The organism is Pseudomonas fluorescens (assembly GCF_001648775.1).
Classification (GTDB): domain Bacteria; phylum Pseudomonadota; class Gammaproteobacteria; order Pseudomonadales; family Pseudomonadaceae; genus Aquipseudomonas; species Aquipseudomonas fluorescens_M.
Genome location: NZ_LVEJ01000018.1, coordinates 218061 through 241306 on the forward strand (window position 1 = coordinate 218061; position 23246 = coordinate 241306).

General features: G+C 58.3%; 11 protein-coding genes. 9 read left to right on the plus strand and 2 right to left on the minus strand.

Going from position 1 to position 23246, the window contains the following annotated elements; translation table 11 throughout:
• Positions 1-172: 172 nt before the first annotated feature.
• Entirely contained in the window at positions 173-1696 is a 1524-nt protein-coding gene (locus tag A8O26_RS17195) for a fumarate hydratase (RefSeq protein ID WP_008080438.1), read from the minus strand.
• 626 nt (positions 1697-2322) lie between these two features.
• Between A8O26_RS17195 and A8O26_RS17200 the strand changes: the two genes are divergently transcribed.
• Genes A8O26_RS17200 through A8O26_RS17210 form a run of 3 tightly spaced genes read left to right on the plus strand, consistent with a single transcriptional unit; the run spans position 2323 to position 5158 of the window.
• Positions 2323-3429, plus strand: coding sequence for a GGDEF domain-containing protein (locus A8O26_RS17200; RefSeq protein WP_064119050.1), 1107 nt, complete (start codon positions 2323-2325; stop codon positions 3427-3429).
• Positions 3422-4357 (plus strand): iron-sulfur-binding ferredoxin reductase, encoded by a 936-nt coding sequence (locus tag A8O26_RS17205; protein ID WP_064119051.1) that lies wholly within the window; start codon positions 3422-3424, stop codon positions 4355-4357. The genes A8O26_RS17200 and A8O26_RS17205 overlap by 8 nt, the downstream gene beginning before the upstream one ends.
• Before the next feature lie 51 nt (positions 4358-4408).
• Positions 4409-5158, plus strand: a complete 750-nt coding sequence (locus tag A8O26_RS17210; RefSeq protein WP_064119052.1) for an enoyl-CoA hydratase-related protein — start codon at positions 4409-4411, stop codon at positions 5156-5158.
• Between the two features lie 175 nt (positions 5159-5333).
• Here A8O26_RS17210 and pyk read toward each other — a convergent pair whose 3' ends face one another.
• Positions 5334-6785: a pyruvate kinase gene (gene pyk / locus A8O26_RS17215; RefSeq protein ID WP_064119053.1), complete on the minus strand. Its 1452-nt coding sequence runs from the start codon at positions 6783-6785 to the stop codon at positions 5334-5336.
• Positions 6786-6957: 172 nt separating this feature from the next.
• Here pyk and A8O26_RS17220 point away from each other — a divergent pair, with 172 nt between their 5' ends.
• From A8O26_RS17220 to A8O26_RS17245, 6 genes are all read left to right on the plus strand, one after another.
• The gene (locus tag A8O26_RS17220) at positions 6958-7344 is read left to right on the plus strand and encodes a tetratricopeptide repeat protein (protein WP_064119054.1); all 387 of its coding nucleotides are present in this window, start codon (positions 6958-6960) and stop codon (positions 7342-7344) included.
• A gap of 233 nt (positions 7345-7577) precedes the next feature.
• Positions 7578-7937: a PilZ domain-containing protein gene (locus tag A8O26_RS17225; RefSeq protein ID WP_064119166.1), complete on the plus strand. Its 360-nt coding sequence runs from the start codon at positions 7578-7580 to the stop codon at positions 7935-7937.
• Positions 7938-8185: 248 nt separating this feature from the next.
• Complete coding sequence (locus tag A8O26_RS17230) at positions 8186-11260, plus strand: hypothetical protein (RefSeq protein ID WP_081265209.1); 3075 nt, start codon at positions 8186-8188, stop codon at positions 11258-11260.
• Positions 11261-11410: 150 nt separating this feature from the next.
• On the plus strand, positions 11411-15088 hold the full coding sequence (locus A8O26_RS17235) for a Tc toxin subunit A (protein WP_064119055.1): 3678 nt from the start codon (positions 11411-11413) through the stop codon (positions 15086-15088).
• 39 nt (positions 15089-15127) lie between these two features.
• On the plus strand, positions 15128-19210 hold the full coding sequence (locus tag A8O26_RS17240; protein WP_064119056.1) for a neuraminidase-like domain-containing protein: 4083 nt from the start codon (positions 15128-15130) through the stop codon (positions 19208-19210).
• A complete protein-coding gene (locus A8O26_RS17245) occupies positions 19203-23237 on the plus strand; it encodes a hypothetical protein (RefSeq protein ID WP_064119057.1) in 4035 nt (1344 codons plus the stop codon). The genes A8O26_RS17240 and A8O26_RS17245 overlap by 8 nt, the downstream gene beginning before the upstream one ends.
• The last annotated feature ends 9 nt before the right edge of the window (positions 23238-23246 follow it).

A 23246-nucleotide genomic window follows, 5' to 3' on the forward strand; every position in this document is an offset into this window, starting at 1 on the left:
CAAGAAAAGGCGTGCGCGTAACCTGTCAGATCTGACAGGTCATCAAGAATAAAAAGTGTGGTAGATGGCGGTTTTTATCGCCAAATCCCGATCAAGCCGTAAAAGCCAAACGACGGGCATAAAAAAGGCCGGCCCGTCGGGTGACGGGCCGGCCTTTTCATGGCTGCGAAGCTTACTGCACTTCGACGGCCAGGCTTTCGCTGATTTTCTGTTGCCAGATCGCCGGGCCGGTGATGTGGACCGACTCGCCTTTGCTGTCAACGGCAACCGTCACTGGCATGTCCTTGACCTCAAACTCGTAGATCGCTTCCATGCCCAGTTCGGCAAACGCCAGCACTTGCGACTTCTTGATCGCTTGCGCCACCAGATAAGCAGCACCGCCGACGGCCATCAGGTACACGGCTTTGTTGTCCTTGATCGCTTCGATCGCGGTCGGGCCACGCTCGGATTTGCCGATCATGCCCAACAGGCCGGTCTGCTCAAGGATCTGCCGGGTGAACTTGTCCATCCGCGTCGCGGTGGTCGGGCCAGCCGGGCCAACCACTTCGTCACCGACCGGATCAACCGGGCCGACGTAGTAGATGAAGCGACCCTTGAGGTCGACCGGCAGGGTTTCACCCTTGTTGAGCATCTCGACCATGCGCTTGTGCGCGGCGTCGCGACCGGTGAGCATTTTGCCGTTGAGCAGGACGGTTTCGCCCGGCTTCCAGCTCTGCACGTCTTCCGGGGTCAGGGTGTCGAGGTTGACACGACGAGCCGACGGGCCGGCTTCCCAGACGATTTCCGGGTAGGCGTCCAGCGGAGGTGCTTCCAGCGAAGCTGGACCTGTACCGTCGAGCACGAAGTGTGCGTGACGGGTGGCGGCGCAGTTCGGGATCATGCACACCGGCAGCGAAGCGGCGTGGGTCGGGTAATCCATGATCTTCACGTCGAGCACGGTGGTCAGGCCACCGAGGCCCTGGGCGCCGATGCCCAACTGGTTGACCTTCTCGAACAGCTCCAGACGCATTTCTTCGATGCGGTTCTGAGGGCCACGGGCCTTCAACTCGTGAATGTCGATGGATTCCATCAACACTTCCTTGGCCATCACCGCAGCTTTCTCGGCGGTGCCGCCGATGCCAATACCGAGCATGCCCGGTGGGCACCAGCCGGCGCCCATGGTCGGAACGGTCTTCAGTACCCAGTCAACGATCGAGTCGGACGGGTTGAGCATGGCCATCTTCGACTTGTTCTCGGAACCGCCGCCCTTGGCCGCCACGTCCACTTCCACGGTGTTGCCCGGGACGATGGAGTAGTGAATCACGGCCGGGGTGTTGTCCTTGGTGTTTTTCCGAGCGCCCGCCGGGTCGGCGAGGATCGAGGCACGCAGGACGTTTTCCGGCAGGTTGTAGGCGCGACGCACGCCTTCGTTGATCATGTCGTCCAGGCCCATGGTGGCGCCATCCCAACGCACGTCCATGCCGACGCGCACGAACACGGTGACGATACCGGTGTCCTGGCAAATCGGGCGGTGGCCGGTGGCGCACATGCGCGAGTTGATCAGGATCTGCGCCATCGAATCACGGGCCGCTGGCGATTCTTCGCGCAGGTAGGCTTCGTGCATCGCCTGGATGAAATCCACGGGGTGGTAATAGGAAATGAACTGCAGGGCGTCGGCAACGCTCTGAATCAGGTCGTCTTGCTTGATCACGGTCATGAGTCGCGCTCCTCTAAAAGACGGGAACATTCAATAAGGTGCCTGCGGCTTGGGTGCATCGGTCGGTCGCAAGCACCTTTCAAGGCACGCCGGGGCTGCTGGCGCGACGCTAAAAAGGCGCGGCAGTATACCGCGCCTCGGTGGGGCGTACACGTGCCGGCAGTCATTCGTTGGTCGCATGGCTGGGCGAATATCGGACAGCGGGTTTGCACTTCAGGATTGACCCCCTCACCCCAGCCCTCTCCCCCAAGGGGGGCGAGGGGGAAAGGGAGCCGATCTTCATGTTGTTCAAACCCTAAGTCCGGCTGGGGGAAAGGGAGCTGATCTTCGTGCTATTCAAAACCTTAGGCCGGCTCAGGAAAGGGGCCGATCTTCATGCTGTTCAGACCTGAGTTCAGCTCGGTATTTCAGGTCGGTGTAACTCGGATAAACAACGCGGTCAGTCCCCTCTCCCTCTGGGAGAGGGCTAGGGTGAGGGGCTTTTGGCAGTAAGCGCAGGCCACACTTTTGACGTCAAATTTCGAGCCCGAAAATCGGTGGTCATTTATCGACTACGCCACTAAAGTGGCAGCCGGTCTGTAGAGTAGGACACTCTGTCAGCCTCCTATCGCACGGTGAGTCAACGATTGACCCATAACGCCATTCAACGTCTTTTGCTCAAACGTTTTGCCCTTGCTGCGGCCACCTATGGATTGGCTTTGCTGCTGCTGTGGCTGGCGTTTTTCACCGGTCATTACGGCCAGTCCCTGAGTTCTGTGGCCATCGGCAGCGCGCTGGTGGTGATCAGTCAGGCGAGCCTGTTCGCGCTGTTCTGGAGCGGGCGCAATCAACGCTTTGCCGACCCCAGCCTGACCGAAGTGCAGGTGCTGCTGGGGCTGGGCTGGCAAACCTGGCTGATCGCGCATCTGGATGACGCCCGGGGCGCCTTTCTGGTGTTCTATGTCTTGATTCTGCTGTTCGGTTTGTTCCACCTCAGCCGGCGGGCGTTCATTCGCTGTGCGCTGCTGGTGTTCTTCAGTTTTTGCGCGATCACGCTGTGGGACGGCTATCACTTCCTCTTGCCGGATCCGGCGCTCGCCGCCCTGCAGGTGTGCATTCTGGCGATGGTACTGGCGTGGCTGGTGCTGTATGCGCGCTTCGTGCAGGTCTCGCGGCAACGCCAGCGTCAGCGCCGGTTTGCCTTGCAGGCGCATCAGGACACCCTGCGCGGGATGATGCGGCAGCTGGAAGATCTGGTGGCCACCGACGAGCTGACCGGGTTGTTCAATCGCCGCCATTTTCTGCGCCTGGCTTCGCGTGAGCTGAACACGATGGACAGCGACGTGGTGCATGGCCTGGCGCTGATCGACCTCGACCATTTCAAACGCATCAATGACCTGCACGGTCACGCCGCCGGCGATCAGGTGTTGCAGGCGTTCGCCGGCGTTGCCCAGGCGTGTCTGCGCGACGGCGATGTGCTGGCGCGCTATGGTGGTGAGGAATTTGTGGTGTTGCTGCCCGATTGCGACGCTGAACGCATGACTGCCTGTTGCGAGCGCCTGCGCCTGGCCTTTACCGATGTTGAACTGGTCGGCCTGAACGTGCGCAACCTCAGCCTGTCGGCGGGCATGACCCTGCTGGAACTGGGCGATGATCTGGACGACGCCTTGCAGCGCGCCGATCAGGCGCTGTATCGGGCCAAGCGCGACGGACGCAATCGTTGTGCCGCCGCCTGGGAGAATCTCGATGCCTGAACTTCGCGTCGGTCAACGCCAGTGGTCGGTGGCGGCGGGCAGCAACCTGCTCGATGCCCTCAATCAGAACGGCGTCGCCGTGCCTTACAGCTGTCGTGCCGGCAGTTGCCACGCCTGTCTGGTGCAATGCGTGCAAGGTCTGCCGGCCGACAACCGCCCGGATGCCTTGAGCGCCGAACAACGCCATGAGGGCTGGCGACTGGCCTGTCAGTGTCAGGTCGTCGAAGATTTGCAGGTGCATACCTTCGATCCGCTTGCCGACGGTCGCCCGGCCGTGGTCGAGGCACTCGACTGGCTGAGCGATGGCGTGCTGCGTTTGCGCTTGGCCCCGCAGCGGCCATTGCGCTACAGCGCCGGGCAACATCTGGTGCTGTGGATCGATCACATCGCCCGGCCGTATTCGCTGGCAAGCCTGCCGGAAGAGGATCGCTTCCTCGAGTTTCACCTCGATTGTCGCCTGCCCGGCGAATTCAGCGATGCGGCGCGGCGCTTGCAGATCGGCGACCCGGTGCGCCTTGGCGAACTGCGCGGCGGCGCTTTGCATTACGATCCGGACTGGCACAGCCGGCCGCTGTGGCTGCTTGCCGCCGGCACCGGTCTTGGTCCGTTGTTCGGTGTGTTGCGTGAAGCCCTGCGGCAGGATCATCAAGGCGCCATTCGTGTTATTCACGTCGCCCATGACGCGGATGCGCACTACCTGGCCAAACCCTTGGCGGCACTGGCCGCGCAGCGCGAAAACCTCAGCGTCGAGCTGTGGACGACGGCCGAGTCAGCCGCCGCTTTGGCGCAACTGCGCCTTGTCTCCCGGCAAACCCTGGCCTTAGTCTGCGGCTCGACGGCCAGTGTCGACGCCTTTGCAAGGCGCCTGTATCTGGCCGGATTGCCGCGCAATCAACTGCTGGCCGACGTCTTCCTGTCCCGTGGTTAAGCGCTGAATTCTTCATCGGATCGAGAGCCGCCCGAACTGTCGAGAGATGCCATGACCGAAGCCATCCTGCTGGAACGCGAACGCGGTTTACTGACCTTGCGCCTCAACCGCCCGGACAAGAAAAACGCCCTGACCCGCGCCATGTACAGCTGCCTCGCCGAAGCGTTGAAACAGGCCGACAGCGACCCGCAAATCAACGCCGTGCTGATCACCGGCAGCGCTGAATGCTTCACGGCCGGCAACGACATCGCCGACTTCATTCAGCAACCGCCAAGCGACCTCGACAGCCCGGTGTTCCACTTCATGCTCAATCTGCTTGAGTGCCGCAAACCGGTGATCGCTGCCGTGGCCGGTGCAGCGGTGGGCATTGGCACGACGTTGTTGCTGCACTGCGATCTGGTTTACGTGGCCCGCGATGCGCGGTTGCGCATGCCGTTCGTCAATCTTGGTTTGTGCCCGGAGTTCGGCTCCAGCCTGATCCTTGCGCGTTTGCTGGGGCAGGCCAAAGCGGCGGAGTTGTTGTTGCTCGGTGAAGGATTCAGCGGTGAACAGGCTGCGCAGTGGGGGATTGCGACCGAAGCGTTGGGCAGCGGCGATGCGGCGTTAAGCAAGGCGCGGGAAATGGCCCTGCGTTTCGATGAGTTGCCGGCCGAAGCGGTGCGTATCAGCAAGCAATTGATGAAGGCACCGGATCGCGAGCTGATCCGTAAGGTGATCGAGGAGGAGGGTGTGCTGTTCACCCAACGGCTGCGCTCGCCGGAAGCGTTGGCGGCGTTGAGCGGGTTTATCAAACGGCATTGAGATCTTCACTGACTGATCAGTCCTCTTCGCGAGCAAGCTCGCTCCCACAGGGGACGCATTCCAATGTGGGAGCGAGCTTGCTCGCGAAGGGGCCGGGGCAGTCAGCACATCTTCCAGATCAGAATGCAAAAAGCCCCGGCACTCACATGCCGGGGCTTTTGTTTTTCAGCGTCACTCAGACCTGCGGGTCGCCCACGTGCAGGATCTTCATGCCGTTGGTGCCGCCAGTGGTGTGGTAGCTGTCGCCCTTGGTCAGGATGACCCAGTCGCCTTTTTCCACAACGCCGCGCTTGACCAGCTCGTCGATGGCCTTCTGGCTGACTTCGTGCGGTTCCAGCGAAGCCGGATCGAACGGTACGGTGTACACGCCACGGAACATCGCTGCACGCGCCTGAGTTTCACGGTGCGGCGAGAACGCATAGATCGGCACCGAAGAACGGATGCGCGACATGATCAGCGGGGTGTAGCCACTTTCGGTCAAGGCGATGATCGCTTTAACGCCCGGGAAGTGGTTGGCGGTGTACATGGTCGCCAGTGCGATGCTTTCGTCGCAGCGAGTGAATTCGGTGCCGATGCGGTGGCCCGAAGTCTTGCCGGTCGGGTGCTTTTCAGCGCCGACGCAGATGCGCGCCATCGCCTGCACAGCTTCCAGCGGGTACTGGCCAGCGGCGGATTCAGCCGAGAGCATTACGGCGTCGGTGTAGTCGAGCACGGCGTTGGCCACGTCGGACACTTCGGCGCGGGTCGGCATCGGGTTCTGGATCATCGACTCCATCATCTGGGTCGCAACGATCACAGCCTTGTTGTGGCGGCGTGCGTGCAGAATGATTTTCTTCTGAATGCCCACCAGCTCGGCGTCGCCGATTTCCACACCGAGGTCACCACGGGCAACCATCACCGCGTCGGAGGCCTTGATCAGGCCGTCGAGGGTTTCGTCGTCGGCCACGGCTTCGGCACGTTCGATCTTCGCCACCAGCCAGGCAGTACCGCCAGCCTCATCGCGCAGTTGACGGGCGTATTCCATGTCGGCAGCGTCACGCGGGAAGGACACCGCGAGGTAGTCGACTTCCATTTCTGCGGCGAGCTTGATGTCGGCCTTGTCTTTTTCAGTCAGGGCCGGTGCGGTCAGGCCGCCACCGCGACGGTTGATGCCTTTGTGGTCGGACAGCGGGCCGCCGATGGTCACGGTGCAATGCAATGCATCGTCAGTTTGGGTATCAACGCGCATCACCACACGGCCGTCGTCGAGCAGCAGCTCGTCGCCCACGCCGCAGTCCTTGACCAGATCCGGGTAGTCGATGCCGACTACTTGCTGGTTGCCTTCGGTCAATGGATGGCTGGTGGAGAAGGTGAATTTGTCACCGATCTTCAGCTCGATCTTCTTGTTGGCGAATTTGGCGATACGGATTTTCGGGCCTTGCAGGTCACCCAGCAGGGCGACGAAGCGGCCGTGCTTGGCAGCGAGGTCACGCACCAGCTTCGCGCGAGCCTTGTGCTCGTCGGGGGTGCCGTGGGAGAAGTTCAGACGGGCAACGTCCAGACCAGCCAGAATCAGCTGTTCGAGAACTTCCGGCGAGTTACTGGCCGGGCCAAGGGTAGCGACGATTTTGGTACGACGGACGGACATGCAAAGACTCCTGAGTTCAAGCGCAAGCGAAGGCTACTATGCTCCGAGGGTGTAGTCATTGTTCGAATGCACTACTTAATGGTTTCTTTATTGAACACGGTAACTTTGGGACAAACGCGCCTGAAGATTTCCGACCCTGGGTCGATACATTGCTCAAGACAGGAGAACCTTCATGCGATTCGTACCCATTGCCGCCCTTGCCCTCAGCGTCCTCGCCGTCACGGGCTGCACCCGTTGGTCGATGAACCATCATTTGAACAACGCCTACAGCGCCTATGATCGCGGCAATTGCGAGCAGGTCATGCTCGAACTGTCCAAGGTCGAACGCGCCAGCCGTGCCCGCCCGTATGTGTGGCCGGAAGTGTCGATGATGCGCGGGCAGTGCCTGGAACGACAGAAAATGTTTGTCGATGCGGCGCAGACCTATCAGTTCATCATCGCCTCATACCCGAACAGCGAATACGCTTTCCGCGCCCGCGCCCGCCTGGAAACCTTGCAGAGCCTGGGTCACTACCCGACGCGCAGCGCCGCCGCCGTGGTCAAGCCGACGCGCTTCTGATGACAGTTGTCATACAAAATCTGGCCGGTTGTACAGGCTGAGCTATAGTCGAATGATCCGGGTTTAGAGCAGTGTTTCTAATCCGGGGCAACACCTGCGACTGGCAAGTGGTCACGTGACAGCGAGGTAGCGACTGTCACACCGGAAGCGGGGAGAGCGTGCCGGCGATACCGGCGCGTTCCGAAGCAAAGGTGCGGCTCTGTGATGGAGCCTTGCATGGCGAACTGCGCATCATGTTTACCGACCGCCGAATCGAACGGCACCAGTTGCCGTATTTCCTCAGGGTGTTCAACAGCGTCACCGACAAGCCCATCGGCTTTCTCGGCAACGTGTCCGCAGACGGGCTGATGCTGATCAGTCAGTTGCCGATGATGACCGGCGTGGATTTCCATTTGCGCTTGAAGATCCCCTGCGGCGACGGCTGCCAGCAGGTAATCGACCTGACAGCGTGCTGCCTGTGGTGCCACGAAGACGCGACCCCCCTGCATTACGACGCCGGCTTCAGCCTGCTGCGCCCGCCGCCGGAATATGGGCAGCTGGTTGAGGCGTTGCGTCAGTATTTCAGTTTTCAGCCGTTGCCGGCGTCGGCCTGATTTTCCCCCGCAGCCCGAGCAAAGGATCGCAGCCTGGCGGCTACTACCGGGTGTACACACCCACACCCACGTCCGATTTGGAGTTGCCGAAGACTGCGATCTCTTTGCGCTTCAGGCGCTAAGCGCGATCACTCCTGATTCGCTGGAACCCGTTACCGTTTGTCGGGACTGTCAGATTTTACAGGTGTCAGTAGTGCTGCCGTGCCTGTAGACATTGTGTAAACGACGAACCACGGAAGATCGCTACCATGGCTGACATTACTGTAAGGGTATTGGAAAAACCGGATATCAACGATCTTGAAGATGTTCCGCTGCTGCCAAGAGAAAGTATTGGGGGTAAGCCCGACGGACCGGTGTTCAGATTTAGAGACGAGATAATGCTGGGCAGCTCCATAACGAAGCTTACCTTTTACATTCCTCAAAGTGATGGCACTCATCCGGTCTGGATCGATTATCACTGTGGTTCTTATTACAGCAGAGTGGTAGATGCCAGGTTATTCAAAGCGTTGGATTGGCACACCATCGAGATTTCCGGACTCGTTGGCGAGGGCGGCGCAAGGTTTGATGCCAGGTGGCGGTACTACGGGCAAGATTCTGAGTGGACATCCCAGCATGCGCAAATGTGGCCTGAAGCCACGTTTGATTCGAGGTTAATCATTGCTGATGGGGAGTTAAGGGGAACCGCCCGTGGTCAGCATATTATTACCGTAGTGCGTCCGGGGTCTGCCACGGCACTGACCGAAACAGTGACTGCCACGAGCGGCAATACCTGGACAGCCAAATTGCTGCCCAACGTTGAGTCAGGCGACTTCCTTATTGAGGAAAACTATCCAGGAGTGCGTGGCAGATACACTCAGACCAGGCACTTCACAATCTTGAACGCTCCCGTTATTACCTCTCCAGTCGCCGGGGGTCATGTAAAGGAGCAAAGGCCCGTAGTCTCTGGCGATGGAAAGCCCAATGCGACAGTCAGGATCTATCAAGAGAACTCTGGCGTCACTCTTTACGGCGAAGTACTGGTCCCGCCAAACGGCCATTGGTCAACACCTGTGCGCGTGGAGCTGCCAGAGGGATCCTTCACGTTCACAGCGCAGCAGACTTTTGGCACTACCTTGTCTCTTTGGGCGAAAGGCGTAACCGTTACTGCCAGCAATCGTCCTGTCATAAGTCCTGAGCCAATCTTTCAGGAAACAAATTTCAAGCTGTCTGGAAGCCAAAGCGAGGCGGGAGCCACGGTTCAGGTGTTCCGTGATTTGACTCAAGACATGGTCGGGGAAAGTTGGCCGTTGACGGGTGAGAACTGGGAGGCGGCCGTCAACGTCCCGCCAGGACCTGTGTCACTGGTCGCCATCACTGTCGTTCCAGGATTGCAGTCCAGGCGCAGTGTGCCCCGTGCGTTCAAAATTCGCCCTCCCAAGTTGATCGGCATCCAGGTCGAAGTTTTGGCCGATGATTCGATCAGGTTCTCAGGCACCGCCTACCCGGGTGCGACAGTTGTGATCACTGTCCTTGAGTCGTCAGTCGAGTCGCCTGCGGAGGTTGAGGCAATTGACGGTACTTGGGTTACCACGGCTAAGGGTTGGCCCTCCGGTATTTACAAACTCAAGGCTATTCAAAAGGTTTCTGATAACGCCAATGGCTGGATCGAGTCAACGCATGGGGAAGAGGATGAGTTGTCTCAACCCATCATACTGAACGTGAGCGAAGTCACCTCCACCACCACCTATCAACCCATTGTCAGTGGTAAAGGCGTTGACGGTGCCAAAGTTGAGTTATTGATACCCGGAGGCGTGGCGTCGCACTTTCCCGATGCAACCGTCAGTGAAGGCCTGTGGTCGAGCACTGCGAAGACTGAAGTGGGTCCGTTGAAGGACTACGTACTGCACATTCGCCAATGCCACGACGAGTTGGGCTGTTCCAAGTGGTTTGAGCACATAGTCAACGTTCCGCCATTAGCCCCCGGTCTGAACGACCCGGTTGAAGCCGGCATGTCACCCAAGCTCTGTGGTACTTGCTGGCCGGGGGCAAAGGTCTACATCCGGTACAGCGACGACAACGAGGTTGCACACGCGGCGAAGGTCACTGGTAGCACGTGGTCCTTCCAGCGGGCAAAGCCATTTGCCCCGAATGTGCTGCATACCGTAACCGTGACCCAAGTGGTCGGCGTGCAAACCTCCGACGCCGCGTCTAAAACCTTCACTGTCAAACAGCCGATGTTCACGCCGGTTATCACACAGCCGGGAGCGGGCGAAAAGGTGGGGCGCGAGGTCGTCGTCGAGGGTACTAACGGTATGAAGGGCGCTACGTTGCAGTTAACGAACGCTCAATTCACGGAGGAAATAGGGCTGCCGTTTCTGGTGGGACAGAATGGCGAATGGGCGGTGAAACTCAGCGATCTGCCTTTTGGTCCATTCACGGTCTATGCGGTGCAAACACTTAATCAAATTCCCTCCGAGAAAAGTGAACTGCGAAGCTTCCAGGTCGTGCTGTTACCACCTCAATTTACCGCGCCGTCGCCCGATGGCAAGTTGCCGCGTAATGGCATCCTTAAAGGGCGGGGCATGCCGTTCGGGCGGGTCGATATCTGGCTGACGGGCGGTGAAGAGCCCTGGTTGAAAAATATACCGGTGGATGAGTACGGTGACTGGGAGTGGGGAGTGGATTTGCCATTGGGCCACAACACGATGCGGGCTCGGCAGTATTTCGATTTTGCTGGCAAACCCTATGAGTCTGAAGACACCCAGGACTTGATGTTTGACGTAGTTCCGGCAGCGCCTTTCATCGAGACGCCACTCTTGCAGGAACACGTCGGACGGAGGGTGGTGGTGTCGGGCTTCGGTGTACCAGGCGATACCATTAGCGTGGAGTTGGGGAACGACATGCAAAGCACCGTGGTGCTTGAGGATCGCACCTGGTCGGTCGGTGTCAGCCCTGGTCTGGACGATGGCAACATGACTTTGATCGTGAGGGCAAAACTGGGCGACTTCGAGTCAGACGCCACACGACGCGATGTCGTGACGGGTACGTACTTGCCCGTCATCAATAAGCCGGCAGCAGGTCGCTCGATCAGCGAGCCGGTGGTCTTTGCCGGCATGGGCGAGGAAGGTAGCGGGCAGGTCGCAGCCTGGTTCAATCCGGAGATTAAATTGACGCCTGCGTTGACTATCGAAAAAGGCCAGTGGCGTGGCATCTCCGATACGTCCTCGAGGCCGGGTGGCAACTGGTGCCGCTTCAGGCAGACGATCACTCCAGGGGCAAAGTTGTCCGACTGGGGCTTGAGTGCACGTTTCGAAGTGCTGTCCGAGCCTTCGAAAAAAACCTGAGCTGCAGAATGCCGATGAACGGTCATTAAACCTGTCAGATCTGACAGTAGACGTTAATGACCATCTGGCGCTCAATTCTCTTGAATGAATACGCGACCTGTAGCAATCGACAGGCCGCGCGTGCCCGGTCTCGCCCTAAGGAATCTGATCATGGCTGATTTACGCCGTCCCGGTTTGCAGCTGTACACGCAGTTGTTTACCGAAGAGGCAACTGTCCAGAACACCGGATTGCAAAATCTCAAAGCATACCTGGAAGACGGAGGTTCGATTTTTCCTCTGGTGGAGATGGGCGTACCGGGTATGGTCAGCAAACATGAGATTAGCGTCGAGGAGGCTCAGCGGTTTTTGCACCGGGCCAACAGCATGGCCACTTATTTGAGCCGCCAGTTCATCGAACGCGAGTTGCACGCTGGCAGCGGTACACAGACGTCGTCGTCAGGGCTGTTGTCGATGGTGCCTGGCCCCAGGTATGAGGACCTGTTCTTTACCCCATTCGACAGTATGTGTTTGCCAGAGGCTTTGGAGTCGCTCGCCTCACCAGTGGCCTATCTGATTGACCTGCTGCGCTGGGTCCGCGACCGGATCGAACCTTATCGTCAGGGACAAGAGTCTCCACCGGAAAAGTACGAACTGCATACTCGCCGCCGCGATCTGATGGGGTTGTCGGTCGATTTCAATGCGGTGTATCAGTCGGTGTCTTCGGTGGACATCATCGTCTCGGTGCTTGAAACCTTCATCGCTACCCATCCGGGAACACGCGGATTGACTGCAAATGCCTCGATCGAAGACGCGTTGATTAACGCTCGTTATCCCAATGGCCTGCCGTACTACCAACATTGGGTCACGATTGACGGTGTCGCGCAGCTCAATGATCTGTCGGTAGGTGATTTTGCGCACAAAGTGGATAAAGGCTACCCGTACTTTTTGTCAGCGGCTGCCTGGACGGAAAACGCCGAGCGTGCGTTGGCACATGCCTCGCGATTGGGGCCTTATCAGCGCGCGTTGTTAACGGAGCCTGCCGCAAACTTCAACAAGTTAAACGATTTTTATCAGGATAACTACGGCGTGGAAGAACTTCCCGCAGGTAACCTTTATCAGGTCCCGTTCTTCGCCGAACACACAAAACTCGATGCACCCTCGATCGAACGATTGTTGTCGATCCACGAGTTCGCCCCGGTGCGTTCCGCCAATGTGACGTACAAGGAGGAGGATACCGGGCACGCGGAAAGCGCACGCTCCGGTTCGGTTTACATCAATGCCCACTCGCACCCCGGCATACACATCAATAAACCGGATATAGCCCCTGCTTTTATGCATCGGCTATCAGTATTACCCAAAGATGAAAAGGGGTTTCCCAGTTTTGACCGGATGAACCGGATGGTGCGCCTGTGCAACTGGCTGGCATTGCCCAGTGATCAGGTAGACGCCTTGCTGGTTGCCGCAACCCGGGCTGAAGAACGCGGCGGTTTGGCTGAAGGCGCATGGTGGATAACCAACAACGGTGTACATGCTCTCGGACTGTTCCAGACCTTGCGCGAACGTTACAACTGTTCAGCCGTGGACTTCGCGGCGTTCATCGATCAGTTGGGGATTTACGGGCGCGGCGAAGCGTTGTCGCCATTCGATCAGATATTCAACAACCAGGGGAGCTTTCGCGAGCCGCTGAAACTGGATGACGGAATTTTTCCGGTGACACCTGCACCCGGTGAGGTCAACTTGACGATCAACCAGTTGTGCAATGGCCTGGGGATCGACATCCAGACCTATCAGTACCTGGCAGTGCAAGTGGCCAGCGCGCACAACGCCAGCGGCACGTTCACCCGCTGTTTGCCCATCATTTCCAGTTTTTATCGACTAGTCAGGTTGCCAAGGTTGCTCAACCTCACACCGGTTGAAGGTGTGTTGATGCTGTTGCAATTGGGTGGCAAGGAATGGCTGGACGGTGTGGCGGGCCCTCCGGCTATCAACGCTGGCCAAAGCACCGCGCCCGATATTTTGCAGATCATCACCGCTCTGCTGGCGTGCGTGCAGTGGTGCGAGCAAAGCGAGCTGCCAGTGTTGTGGATGTTGCAACACGCGGCAGACCCGCAACCTGCGCGCGAAGCCAGCGAGCAGGATCGGCAGTTGTTCGATCAGATACGCAATCTGCTGCCAACGGCACAGTTCTCCAACGCGGGTGTGTTGATGGCCGGTCTGCCGCGTGCCGGTGCGGCCGACTGGCTGGACTTCCTGTCCGCCGAGGCCGATGGCATGCCGGCTGTGGTTGATGCCGGCGGTCTGGTGCTGGCACCCGTCGGGACGCCGGAGGATTACCTGATTGAAACCCGCAGAAGGCTCGAATGGTCGGTCGATAATGCTCTTGGCGTTGTCGAGGCGGACTCGCGCACGGCCATGGTCGACATTCTGCTGAGCGTGCTTCTGGACGCCAGAGATGCGCAAGAGTCGCTGGTCAAGCAAACGCTGGCGGTCTATGCCGGGGTCGAGGTGGAACAGGCGATACCCGTACTGAATTGGGCCAACGCGACGGTTTACCGGTTATTGCAAGAGGTGAGCGCACGTGTCGATTCCAGCATCGAGCCATCAGCTCGCCGAGGTGAAGCGAAGCCTGATCCATTGCTCGGTCTGCTGGCCGACGTACGGCGCCGCAGCGAGGTCGTGTCGACGCTGGGTTTAAGTGCCGTGCTATTGCAGGAGTACCTGGATTACGGCTACGACGCCTGGATGGGGCAGAGCGACAAATACGTAATGTCGATGCAAACGCTTTATCACCTGACAACGCTGACTCGGGCGTTCGGCTTGAGCACGCAACCGGCGCAGAAACTGCTCGACTACCTGCGCGCGGTGCATCTTGTTGAAGCCAGGGGACCAGACGCGCAGCGCCTGTTGCAACTGGCGGCTGCCACCCGACTTGCCGCGTTTTTCGGCTGGAGCGTGCAGGAGGTGCGAGAGTGCGTCGAGCGCATGGACACCCCGGCAGCGATTCTCACAGACCTGACCCAACTGGCTCTGTTGATGCGCGTGCGTGAACTGTCGATGGATACGGGCATGGATGCACTGACGATTTTCCTGATCGGCAATTTGCCTGAACAGGTGGAAAGGGTGGTCTACGCCGAGGCCGCCGAACTGGCCTTGCTCAGTGAGTCCGTCGCGCGTGCCCCCATCGTTCAACTGCCAGCCGATCTGCGGCAACTGGTAACCACGACGTGCACCGTGGATAAAAGCGAAATTGTCGCCGGATCCACAGAAAAAGCCGTCTACACGGTCACGCTCAAAGACGCTAACGGAAATTTCCTGAGCGGTGTCAAAGTGCATTTTCGCGCAAGCCTGGGCCACATCGAAACGGGCAATACCCAGCCCGACGGCACATTCACAGCCACCTATACCCCCGGTAAGGAAATGGGCATGGACACGCCTGTGTACTGGCTGGATTTGTTTGAGCCGCAGAACGCTCCTGCGATCAACCTGACTTGCGATTTCGAGAGTCTGGAGTTTGTCGCTGCACTGATGTCGCCGGTGCCATCGGAAATCGTGGCGAGCGGCCAGGAGGTCGAGCTCTACGTGCCACTCATGGATAGATACACAAACCTTGGAAAAAATGAATGGGTGAACTGGACGGTTGAAGGGGGGCAGGAAGGCGAAAGCGCACTGATCCGCCCAAGTCGAGCGCTGACCAATCAGGAAGGGCTGGCGCGGACTTTTGTTTCCAGCGTGACGGGCGGCGAATTCACATTCATCGTGACCTGGGAGAGTACAAGTACCGATAAAAGTCTGTTGTTCGATGCCATTACGTTCAAGGGAAGTGGGACGCCGCAAAGGAACATCCCCTGACCAGCGTTTATTCCGCAATTTTTCCAAGGAGCACGGATCATGGCACTGAATGACATTGGCGGTCTGCTGGAAAAGCGGCGCACCGCATTGCTTGAATACTGCATCGGACAAACCAGTCAGACCCATTACGGCTTTGTGAAGACGCCGGCAGACTTGTTCGAACTGCTGCGTATGGATCCTCTGGACAGCTTCGCGGTGCAAAGCTCCAAGGTGGCCGAAGCGAGCAGTTGTGCGCAGCAATTCATCCACGCGGTGTACCGCAGGCTTGAGCCTGATTTTGCAAATCACCAATTCCCCGCCAGCGATCTCGCGCAATGGGAACTCTACAATAACTATCCCGATTGGGCGGCGGTGCAACTGATCCGGCTCTACCCGGAAAACTACATCAATCCGTTCGTACGCCAGCGCAAGAGCAGCCTCTTCAGGGACCTTGAAAACGACCTCAATCAGGCTCGCCTGAGCACTGACTCGGTGCAGACGGCATTGCAGAACTATCTGCAAGCGTTCGAGCAGACCTGTGATCTCGATGTCATCAGTTGCTACATGGACGGCATCTCACCAGAGCGAGCCGATTATTATTTTGTCGGCCGGCAACGCGTGCAGCCATTCCAGTATTTCTGGCGCAAGGCCGAGATTGAACTCACCCCCACCTGTACGGCGGTCAATCCGGCTGCCTGGAGTGAATGGCAGGCCGTGGATATTCAGCCCGCCAGCCGGGTGCTTGATATGCGCCCGGTGTTCTGGAACGGACGGTTGTGTCTGGTCTGGGCGGAGTGGAGTGACAGGGTAACCGGCAAAACACAGGATGATTTCATCCCTGACAAACTCAGTGTCAACCTGGCCTTCATGAAGCAAAACGGTCAATGGTCGGCGCCGCTGAGTGTGTATGGCGCGGAGGCAGATATCGCTCATGCCGAGAATTTTCGGCTGATTGCAACGGTGTGGACGGACGCTTTTTCTCCCAAAGGCAAGTTGGGGGTGTTGATCTCGGGCGGTAAAAACGAAGGGCCGACCAGACAAGCACTGCTAAAGGAGTACAGAGTTTATGACGTGCTGATGCGTCTGGATCCGACGGATGCCGGTGGCTGGCTGGACACCGCACGCAGTCGATTCGCCACGCCAGAAACAGTGCAGCACGCCTTCGGCACCCAAGTGACGATGACCGCCGAAGGTATTCCGAAGGGTCTCATGTCGGACTATCTGGATCTGCGAGCTTCGGCCCAGCGAGTAGGTAAGGACGATGTCCTGACCGTCAATGGTTTGTGCAGGCCCACGGGGTTGCCCGATGACCGTTCAATTCTTTATACCTTGACGCTGGTGCAATCCAGTGGGAGTGACCCAACTCCCGAAGCTGAACCCCGTTCGCAGGCGGGTGATTGGGTCACTAAATCCTATTCGTTCAGGCGTGCCGAGGGATCATGGCCGGCCCCCGCAACGTTTACTTTACTGACGTCATCTGCCGAACATGGCGGTAAAACATTCAAACTGACGATCAAGAATCTAGCGGATTTCACCCCGCCCACACTGGTGAAAAACAGCGTCGATGCGGCGCAGTTTCTGTCTTTCGAATTGCCGGGGACGTACCTCAAGTACACCCGCCTGAACTCATTGTTCGGTCCCGAACTGGTTCAGCGCTCCAATATTTCCGTCGATGCGGTACTGGACTGGGACACTCAGTTTATTGCCGAGCCACCGCCAACCCTGCAGGCCTTCGATGAGCCTAACGGGGCGTTCGATGGCGCCAACGGTCTGTTTTTCTGGGAGCTGTTTTTCCATTTGCCACATCTGGTCTTCACGCGTTTGCGTGATGAAGAGCGTTTCGCTGATGCTCAGAAATGGGCGCATTACGTCTTCGATCCGCAAGCCATTGCCGACCCTGCCAGCGCTGCACCTCAAGTGGCCTATTGGCGCTGCCGACCGTTGGCCCACGATGCTGGCAATGCCGGTTGCGAAGCACTGGCACCGGCAGACCCGGATGCCATCGGTTACGCGGCGCCCAAGCACTTCAGGATTCTGATGTTCTGCGATTACGTGAAAAATCTGATGGGCTGGGGCGACTGGTATTACCGTCAGTTGACGCGTGACAGCCTGGTAGCGGCCAAGCTGTGTTACGTGCAAGCCGGGTTTCTGATGGGCAAGGCGCCGCTGGCGCGCACGGTCAGCGGTTGGCAAGCCGACACCGTGGAAAACCTGCTGAAACTGAGCTCTACGCGTCCTGCACTGGAACAATTCGAGCAAACGCTGGACTTCAGCCTGGCGGACATCGCTGCCGGTTCCGAAACCACGGCAACCCTCGGCTTGTTGGCCAACGAGCCTTTCAAAGCGCCGATCAACCAGCCACTGCTTGACTTGTTTGCCGGGCCGGAACAACGCCTGTACACCCTGCGCCACAACATGACCCTTGATGGCAAGCCGCTGGATATCAGCTTGTTCAGTCCGCCGACGGATCCCAATCAGCTGTTACGCGATCTGGCCTCGGGTGGTGTCGGTGGGCCAAGGCCGATGGGCGGGCGGCTGGTGGTTAACGCGTTTCGCTGGCGTGTCACCTTCGAAGTTGCCTTGCGTGCGGTGCAGGCATTACAGGATTACGGCAGCCAAGTACTCAATTTGCTCGAACGCCGAGATCGCGCCGAGCAGGAGGAGTTGCAGCAAACTCACCTGCTGGAGTTGGGCACTTATGCCCAGACCCTGCAGGAGCAATCGATCGCTCAGCTGGAAGCGAACGTCACGGCGCTGCAGATGAGCCGGGTAGTGGCGCAGCAGCGGGCGGATGCCTACGCACAGCGCTACGACGAGAATATTTCGGCGGTTGAATATGAGGTCATGGCGAGCCTGAAACTGTCGAAGTATTTCGCTCTGAACGCAAAAGTCCTCAAACCCACCGGCGCGCTGATTGCGGCGCTGCCGAAAATCTATGGCACCGCCAATGGCGGCATGAAACCTGAAAATGCCATTGATGCGGTGGTTTTCGGTCTGGAAATAGCCTCGTCCATGGCGCAATCGGAAGCCGACAGTCAGGCCACGACCGAAGGCTATCGTCGACGCCGTGGTGAATGGGGTCTGCAACGTGATCAGGCGTTGGCCGAAGTTGACGCGATCAATGCGCAGATCGAGGCGCAAGGCCATGCGGTCACAGCGGCTCGCACAAACCTTGCACAAACCCTGCGGGCCAATGCTCAGGCGTTGACGGTTTATAACTTCCTGAAAAAACGCGCGAGCAATGCCGAGCTGTTCGGCTGGATGCTGGGGCAACTCAAGGCCTTGCACTATCAGGCTTATGATGCGGCGGTCAGTCTGTGCCTCAGCGCGCAGTCGTCGATGAATGCCGAAACCGGCGATTACGAAGCGCAGATCCCCTTGCCACAGGCATGGCTCGATCAACGTCATGGTTTGACCGCTGGCGAGCATTTGCGTGGGCATTTGCTGCGTATGGAACGCGAATACCTGCAGCGCTACGAGCGGCGGCAGGAGTTGGTGAAAACCGTTTCCCTGCGCAAGTTGTTCGACGACCAGGTTGAGCGCCAGATCGGTATCAGCAGTTGGGCTGCTGCACTTAAACAACTGCAAGACACCGGCACCCTGGAATTCCAGCTGACCCAGTTGCTGTTCGACCGTGATCATCCGGGGCACTACTGCCGGCAAATCAGTTCATTGGAAGGCGACCTGCCGTTGTTAGCCGGGCCATTCGAGAACGTGCGGGCTACTTTGCGGCAGATCGAAAGTAAAACGGCGACCCGTGCAACCACACAGTCGGTGCAGTACCTGCACAACCCGGTAGGCCAGGCGCCAGGCGATGTGTTGATCAACTTGCGCAGTGGCCAGCAAATTGTCCTGTCGGCAGGGATTGCCGACAACGGTTTGACCGCGATGAAGCCCGACGAAGGTTTGCTCAACAGCTTTGAAAACACAGGGGCGGTTTCCAAGTGGCAATTGAACTTCCCGTGGCCGTTGAAAGAGCCCCAGGCGGGTATGTTGCGATCAATGACTGACTTCATCTTACACATCCGCTTTACGGCCAAAGTGGGTGAGTCGACCTTTACCCGTAACGTCGAAGATCTGGTGACCAAGGCTGAAAAAAACGTACCCGCCGTCAAGCGCAAGGGAGTGGGCAATCATGAGTGAACCCGTCATTCAAGCGAACAAGAATCTGGTTCGCAACGGCGACTTCAGCCAGGCATTGAAGGAATGGACACGTAACGGCGTCGGCACGAGCGCGGTTACTCAGGAGGATTTCGACGGTGAACGCGTCAGGATTCTGGACCTCAGTAACGCGGGGGGCGTCAGCCAGGATATTGCGATCCCCAAGACGCCTGACGCCAGTGCACGTTACACGCTGAGTTTTCTCTGCCAGACCCTGCATGTCGAATCCGGTTGGCTGCGCATCTTCAAGGACGAACAAGCGTTGTGTGCGATTGAGCTCAAACCCGATCCCACGCGTCATCTGCAAGACGACCTGGCGCGATTGGCGGCCGGGCAACCGCTGGCCTTTGAACCGACGCCATACGAGCTGAATCTGGATGTGTTGGTGGTGGCCGAGGACACACTTCGCTTCGAAATCATCAGCCCGAAGAACGAGCCCGCCGATTATTACTCCAAAGTGCGTATCACCCGGCTCAACGTCCAGTTGCATCTGGACCCGTTGACGTTACAAACCGTGCAGCTCGATGAGCAATCCCTGTCGGCGGACAGCACGGTGTACCTCTGTCTGGGGGCAACGGACTCCCAGGCGCACAAGTTGATCTTCATGCCGCCGCCGGACAATGCCTGGGACGGCACGCAAGCGTCTTTGACGCTGGATGGCAATCCGCAGGAAGCGATCATTATTACCCCGAGTGAAGATATCGAACAGTTGCTGACAGAACACTGGATGCTCGATTGCCCGGTGTTGGGGGATGAGGATCGTTATTCGCTCACGCTGAACCTGCTTAACCGCTACGCCTCTGCCCCCTACAAGATTCCCGTGTCGCTGGGGCATCACCGTCTCAGGTTTCGCCAGACGCTCGAAGCCGCGTATTACCCGATACTGGAATATGAACAGCGCGTTCAATTGGGCGTACGCGTGGCGTCTTACTACACCGGGCAGGTACTGGCAGGGCTGACGGTCAACTGGTTGGTGCCGGGGCAAGGGGTAACAAGCGCTTCTGTTACCGATGACGAAGGCTGGGCCTATTACGACTTTTTACCAAAGGAGCCGGGGGAGATTGCCATCGAGGCGTCAGTCGAAAGCCGCTATTACAGCACCGGTGTGACCACTGAACAGTTCACGGTGCGGGTACTGGCCACCGATCCATGGCGGGACCTGCGGGCTGTCGTTGACGATGGCGAGACCGCCTGGGATGCGCAAGGCTATCCGAACCGGGGCAGCGATTATGAGCTGAAGGTACGCCTGCCGGCTGATAGTCCTTTGCTGGAAACCGAGTTGTCCTTGTACTGGACTGGCGACAGCCATGCGCAGTTGGAAGTCGAAGTCTTCCCGGAGCTTGAAAGTCCGGTGCCCGTCGACACTGTGCAAGTCGTCTGGACGCTGAGCAGTGAGGATACACTCGACGGCCGATTCGAGCTGTCGTTGGTCTGCTCGAAACTGCTGCGACCTTCGCCGGGTAAACCGATGTCGCTGGCGCGTAATCGGGTGAAAGTGGGTGAAGTACGCGAGGCCAACAAGTCTCCGGTGGTCGATGAGCACGAGAGCGTGTTACTGCGGTTGCAGGTGCTGCACGACACGACAGGCACTGAAAATGTGCCGGTCAGCAATGCGCTGGTCGACTGGCAAACGCGCGAGGGCCCGATGGCTGCCCGGTCCGGCGCCGATGGCTGGGCGAGTTTGCTCTACACGCCGGAAGCGTTCGGGGATCTGGAGGTCAAGGCCTGGGTCAAGGCGCACCCGGAGGCTGTGCCAGTCGAGCGAGTGTTTAAAGTTCACGCGATCGAAACCAGTCCCTGGAAAGATCAGGTCGAGATTCTGTTGGACGACGAACCTGTCGAGCTCAATACGTTGGGTCTGGTGTGTCAACCTGGGAAGTCATACACCTTATCCGTCAAACCCCGCACCGAAAGCCCGTGGATCAATCGGAACATCAGTCTGCACTGGCGCCAGAATGTGGACCCGAATATCGGGCTAGAGCCTTCCGATCTGGCAATACCGAAGCCATTGGCGACGGAGGGCGTGCAATGGACACTGGCGGTGACTGAGCAGGGCCTCAGCAGTCTGTTTGATCTGGAATTGCGCCTGGGGGGTCTGAGCGTTGTTCGCGCGTTGCCGGGGCGCTTGCTGCCTGCGGATCTGAACAAAGGAGTGAGCCTGTTGCTCGATCAGATCCGGATACAGATGAATGACCAGGCGCTTTATCCCTGTCTGGGCGCCATTCACCGCTTCAATGTCTTGCCCAACGGATTAAGTCCATTGGTGGGGCTGCACGCTGCGCTGATCTGGGAGCAAACCGAAGATCTGGGGGCAGAAGTTTGCCCGCCGCTGGACGCTCCACAAGTTTTGACCGACGGTGGTGCAGTCTGGGAGCTGAACTTTTCCAGGAGCGAACAGCCCGGCCGGTTTGCGTTGACGCTTCATTTGCCTCAACTGAATTTCAGGGCCATCCCCAAACCGATGGTGCTGCACCATAACAAAGTCAGAGTTCATGTCATGCGTGAGCCGGCGGTGGATCCGGTCGTCAATCAAGTACCGGCGCACTTGTGGGTGCAGATCCTCTCCCACTTCACCGGCAGACCGGTGGCAGATGTACCGGTGAAATGGTGGCTTGGCGCAATCGGGGATACCGTGCGCACCGATGACGAAGGCTGGAGCGGTTATGCCTTTGCGCCGGAAAAAGCAGATACGTATACGGTGATCGCGTTGGTAGAAAATTTTTTCGACGACTACGAGGACACTCGTTCGATCGATGTCACTGCGCTTACAGAGGATCCATGGGCCGGCTTGAAGGTCAGTTTTGATAATCAGCCAGAACAGCCGTGGGCTGAACGAACTTTTTTCCCGCGTCGCAAGGCTCAGCACCAGTTAAAGGTCACGGCTGCCGCCAACAGCGCTCTGTTGGGTAAAGGTCTGGCGCTGGGGATGGCGAGTGGGGCGGGGCCAGCGGAACTGGACATCAGTTTTGTTGGAACCTCGCTCGGTGAACCCGAACCTTTCAGCGAGGATGGATTGACCTACACCTTCAAGGTTGGCGACCTGAAGGACGGTGGCTTTGGCTTGTGCTTCGCCTCCGAACGGCTGGCGAGCCTTTCGCCGGTCAACGCAATGTCTGTAGGGGAAGGCGCGCCCGCGATGAAAATCGTCAGTGGCGAACGTGTCATGCAAACCCTGCTCTGGGAGGACGCGGTGTCGGAACAGATCACCGTGATCTCGGTGATCAACGGCAAGCCGATGGCGGGTGTAGCGGTGACGTGGTGGAGCCAGGATCTTGGCGAGGTCACGGCGCTCACCAATTTTTACGGGGTGGCGAAGGTGCGGTTCGTTCCGACCACGCCGGGGGCGTTTGAGCTGACGGCGCGGGTGGGCAATGCGTTGTATTCGGAGACGGTCTCGATGCCGTTATTCTTGCATGAACCACGGGAAATACAGGCGTTGGTCAACGTAGATCCGCCGGGCTACCCAGGTCAGGAAGTTCGTGTGCATGCAACTGTTATTTCCGCTTTGACAGGTGAACCCTTGCCGGATGTATGGGTGAATTGGTCCTTTGAGAGCGCTTCGATTGAGCCGAGCAAGACAAATGCCGAAGGGATTGCCGAGGTCACTCTGGTATTGCCGTTTATCAGGCAAGGGGTGCTGCAAGCCATTGTCGAAGGAGGGATTGCCGGATGGGATATGAAATCTCTGGTCGTTGCTGTAGACGTTCCTGAATTTAAGTCATTGATCGTACCGGGAGGGGACGTGATTCAGGTCGGCCAGCTAACACTCGTGTATGCCAACGTCATTGCTTCGCTCAGTAAAAGGCCTGTTGAAGGACAGGAGGTTGTTTGGGTGAAGAACGACATCGAACAAGCCTGGCGCACGACCACCAACGTACGCGGAGACACCCATGAAAACTTCACCGCAAGTACCGTGGGCAGTATGACCATTGAGGTCCAGATACGTGATCCACAACAAAAGGTTTTCGATCGCAAAGCATTTGTTTTCACCGTCGTTGCGCGGTCATAAATCTGCTGA

Bases quoted from the DNA above. Each gene is read 5' to 3' on its own strand.
- A8O26_RS17210 (WP_064119052.1), top strand. From the start codon at position 4,409: ATGACCGAAGCCATCCTGCTGGAACGCGAACGCGGTTTACTGACCTTG.
- A8O26_RS17220 (WP_064119054.1), top strand. From the start codon at position 6,958: ATGCGATTCGTACCCATTGCCGCCCTTGCCCTCAGCGTCCTCGCCGTC.
- A8O26_RS17245 (WP_064119057.1), top strand. From the start codon at position 19,203: ATGAGTGAACCCGTCATTCAAGCGAACAAGAATCTGGTTCGCAACGGC.
- A8O26_RS17230 (WP_081265209.1), top strand. From the start codon at position 8,186: ATGGCTGACATTACTGTAAGGGTATTGGAAAAACCGGATATCAACGAT.
- A8O26_RS17195 (WP_008080438.1), bottom strand. From the start codon at position 1,696: ATGACCGTGATCAAGCAAGACGACCTGATTCAGAGCGTTGCCGACGCC.
- A8O26_RS17235 (WP_064119055.1), top strand. From the start codon at position 11,411: ATGGCTGATTTACGCCGTCCCGGTTTGCAGCTGTACACGCAGTTGTTT.
- pyk (WP_064119053.1), bottom strand. From the start codon at position 6,785: ATGTCCGTCCGTCGTACCAAAATCGTCGCTACCCTTGGCCCGGCCAGT.
- A8O26_RS17205 (WP_064119051.1), top strand. From the start codon at position 3,422: ATGCCTGAACTTCGCGTCGGTCAACGCCAGTGGTCGGTGGCGGCGGGC.
- A8O26_RS17240 (WP_064119056.1), top strand. From the start codon at position 15,128: ATGGCACTGAATGACATTGGCGGTCTGCTGGAAAAGCGGCGCACCGCA.
- A8O26_RS17225 (WP_064119166.1), top strand. From the start codon at position 7,578: ATGTTTACCGACCGCCGAATCGAACGGCACCAGTTGCCGTATTTCCTC.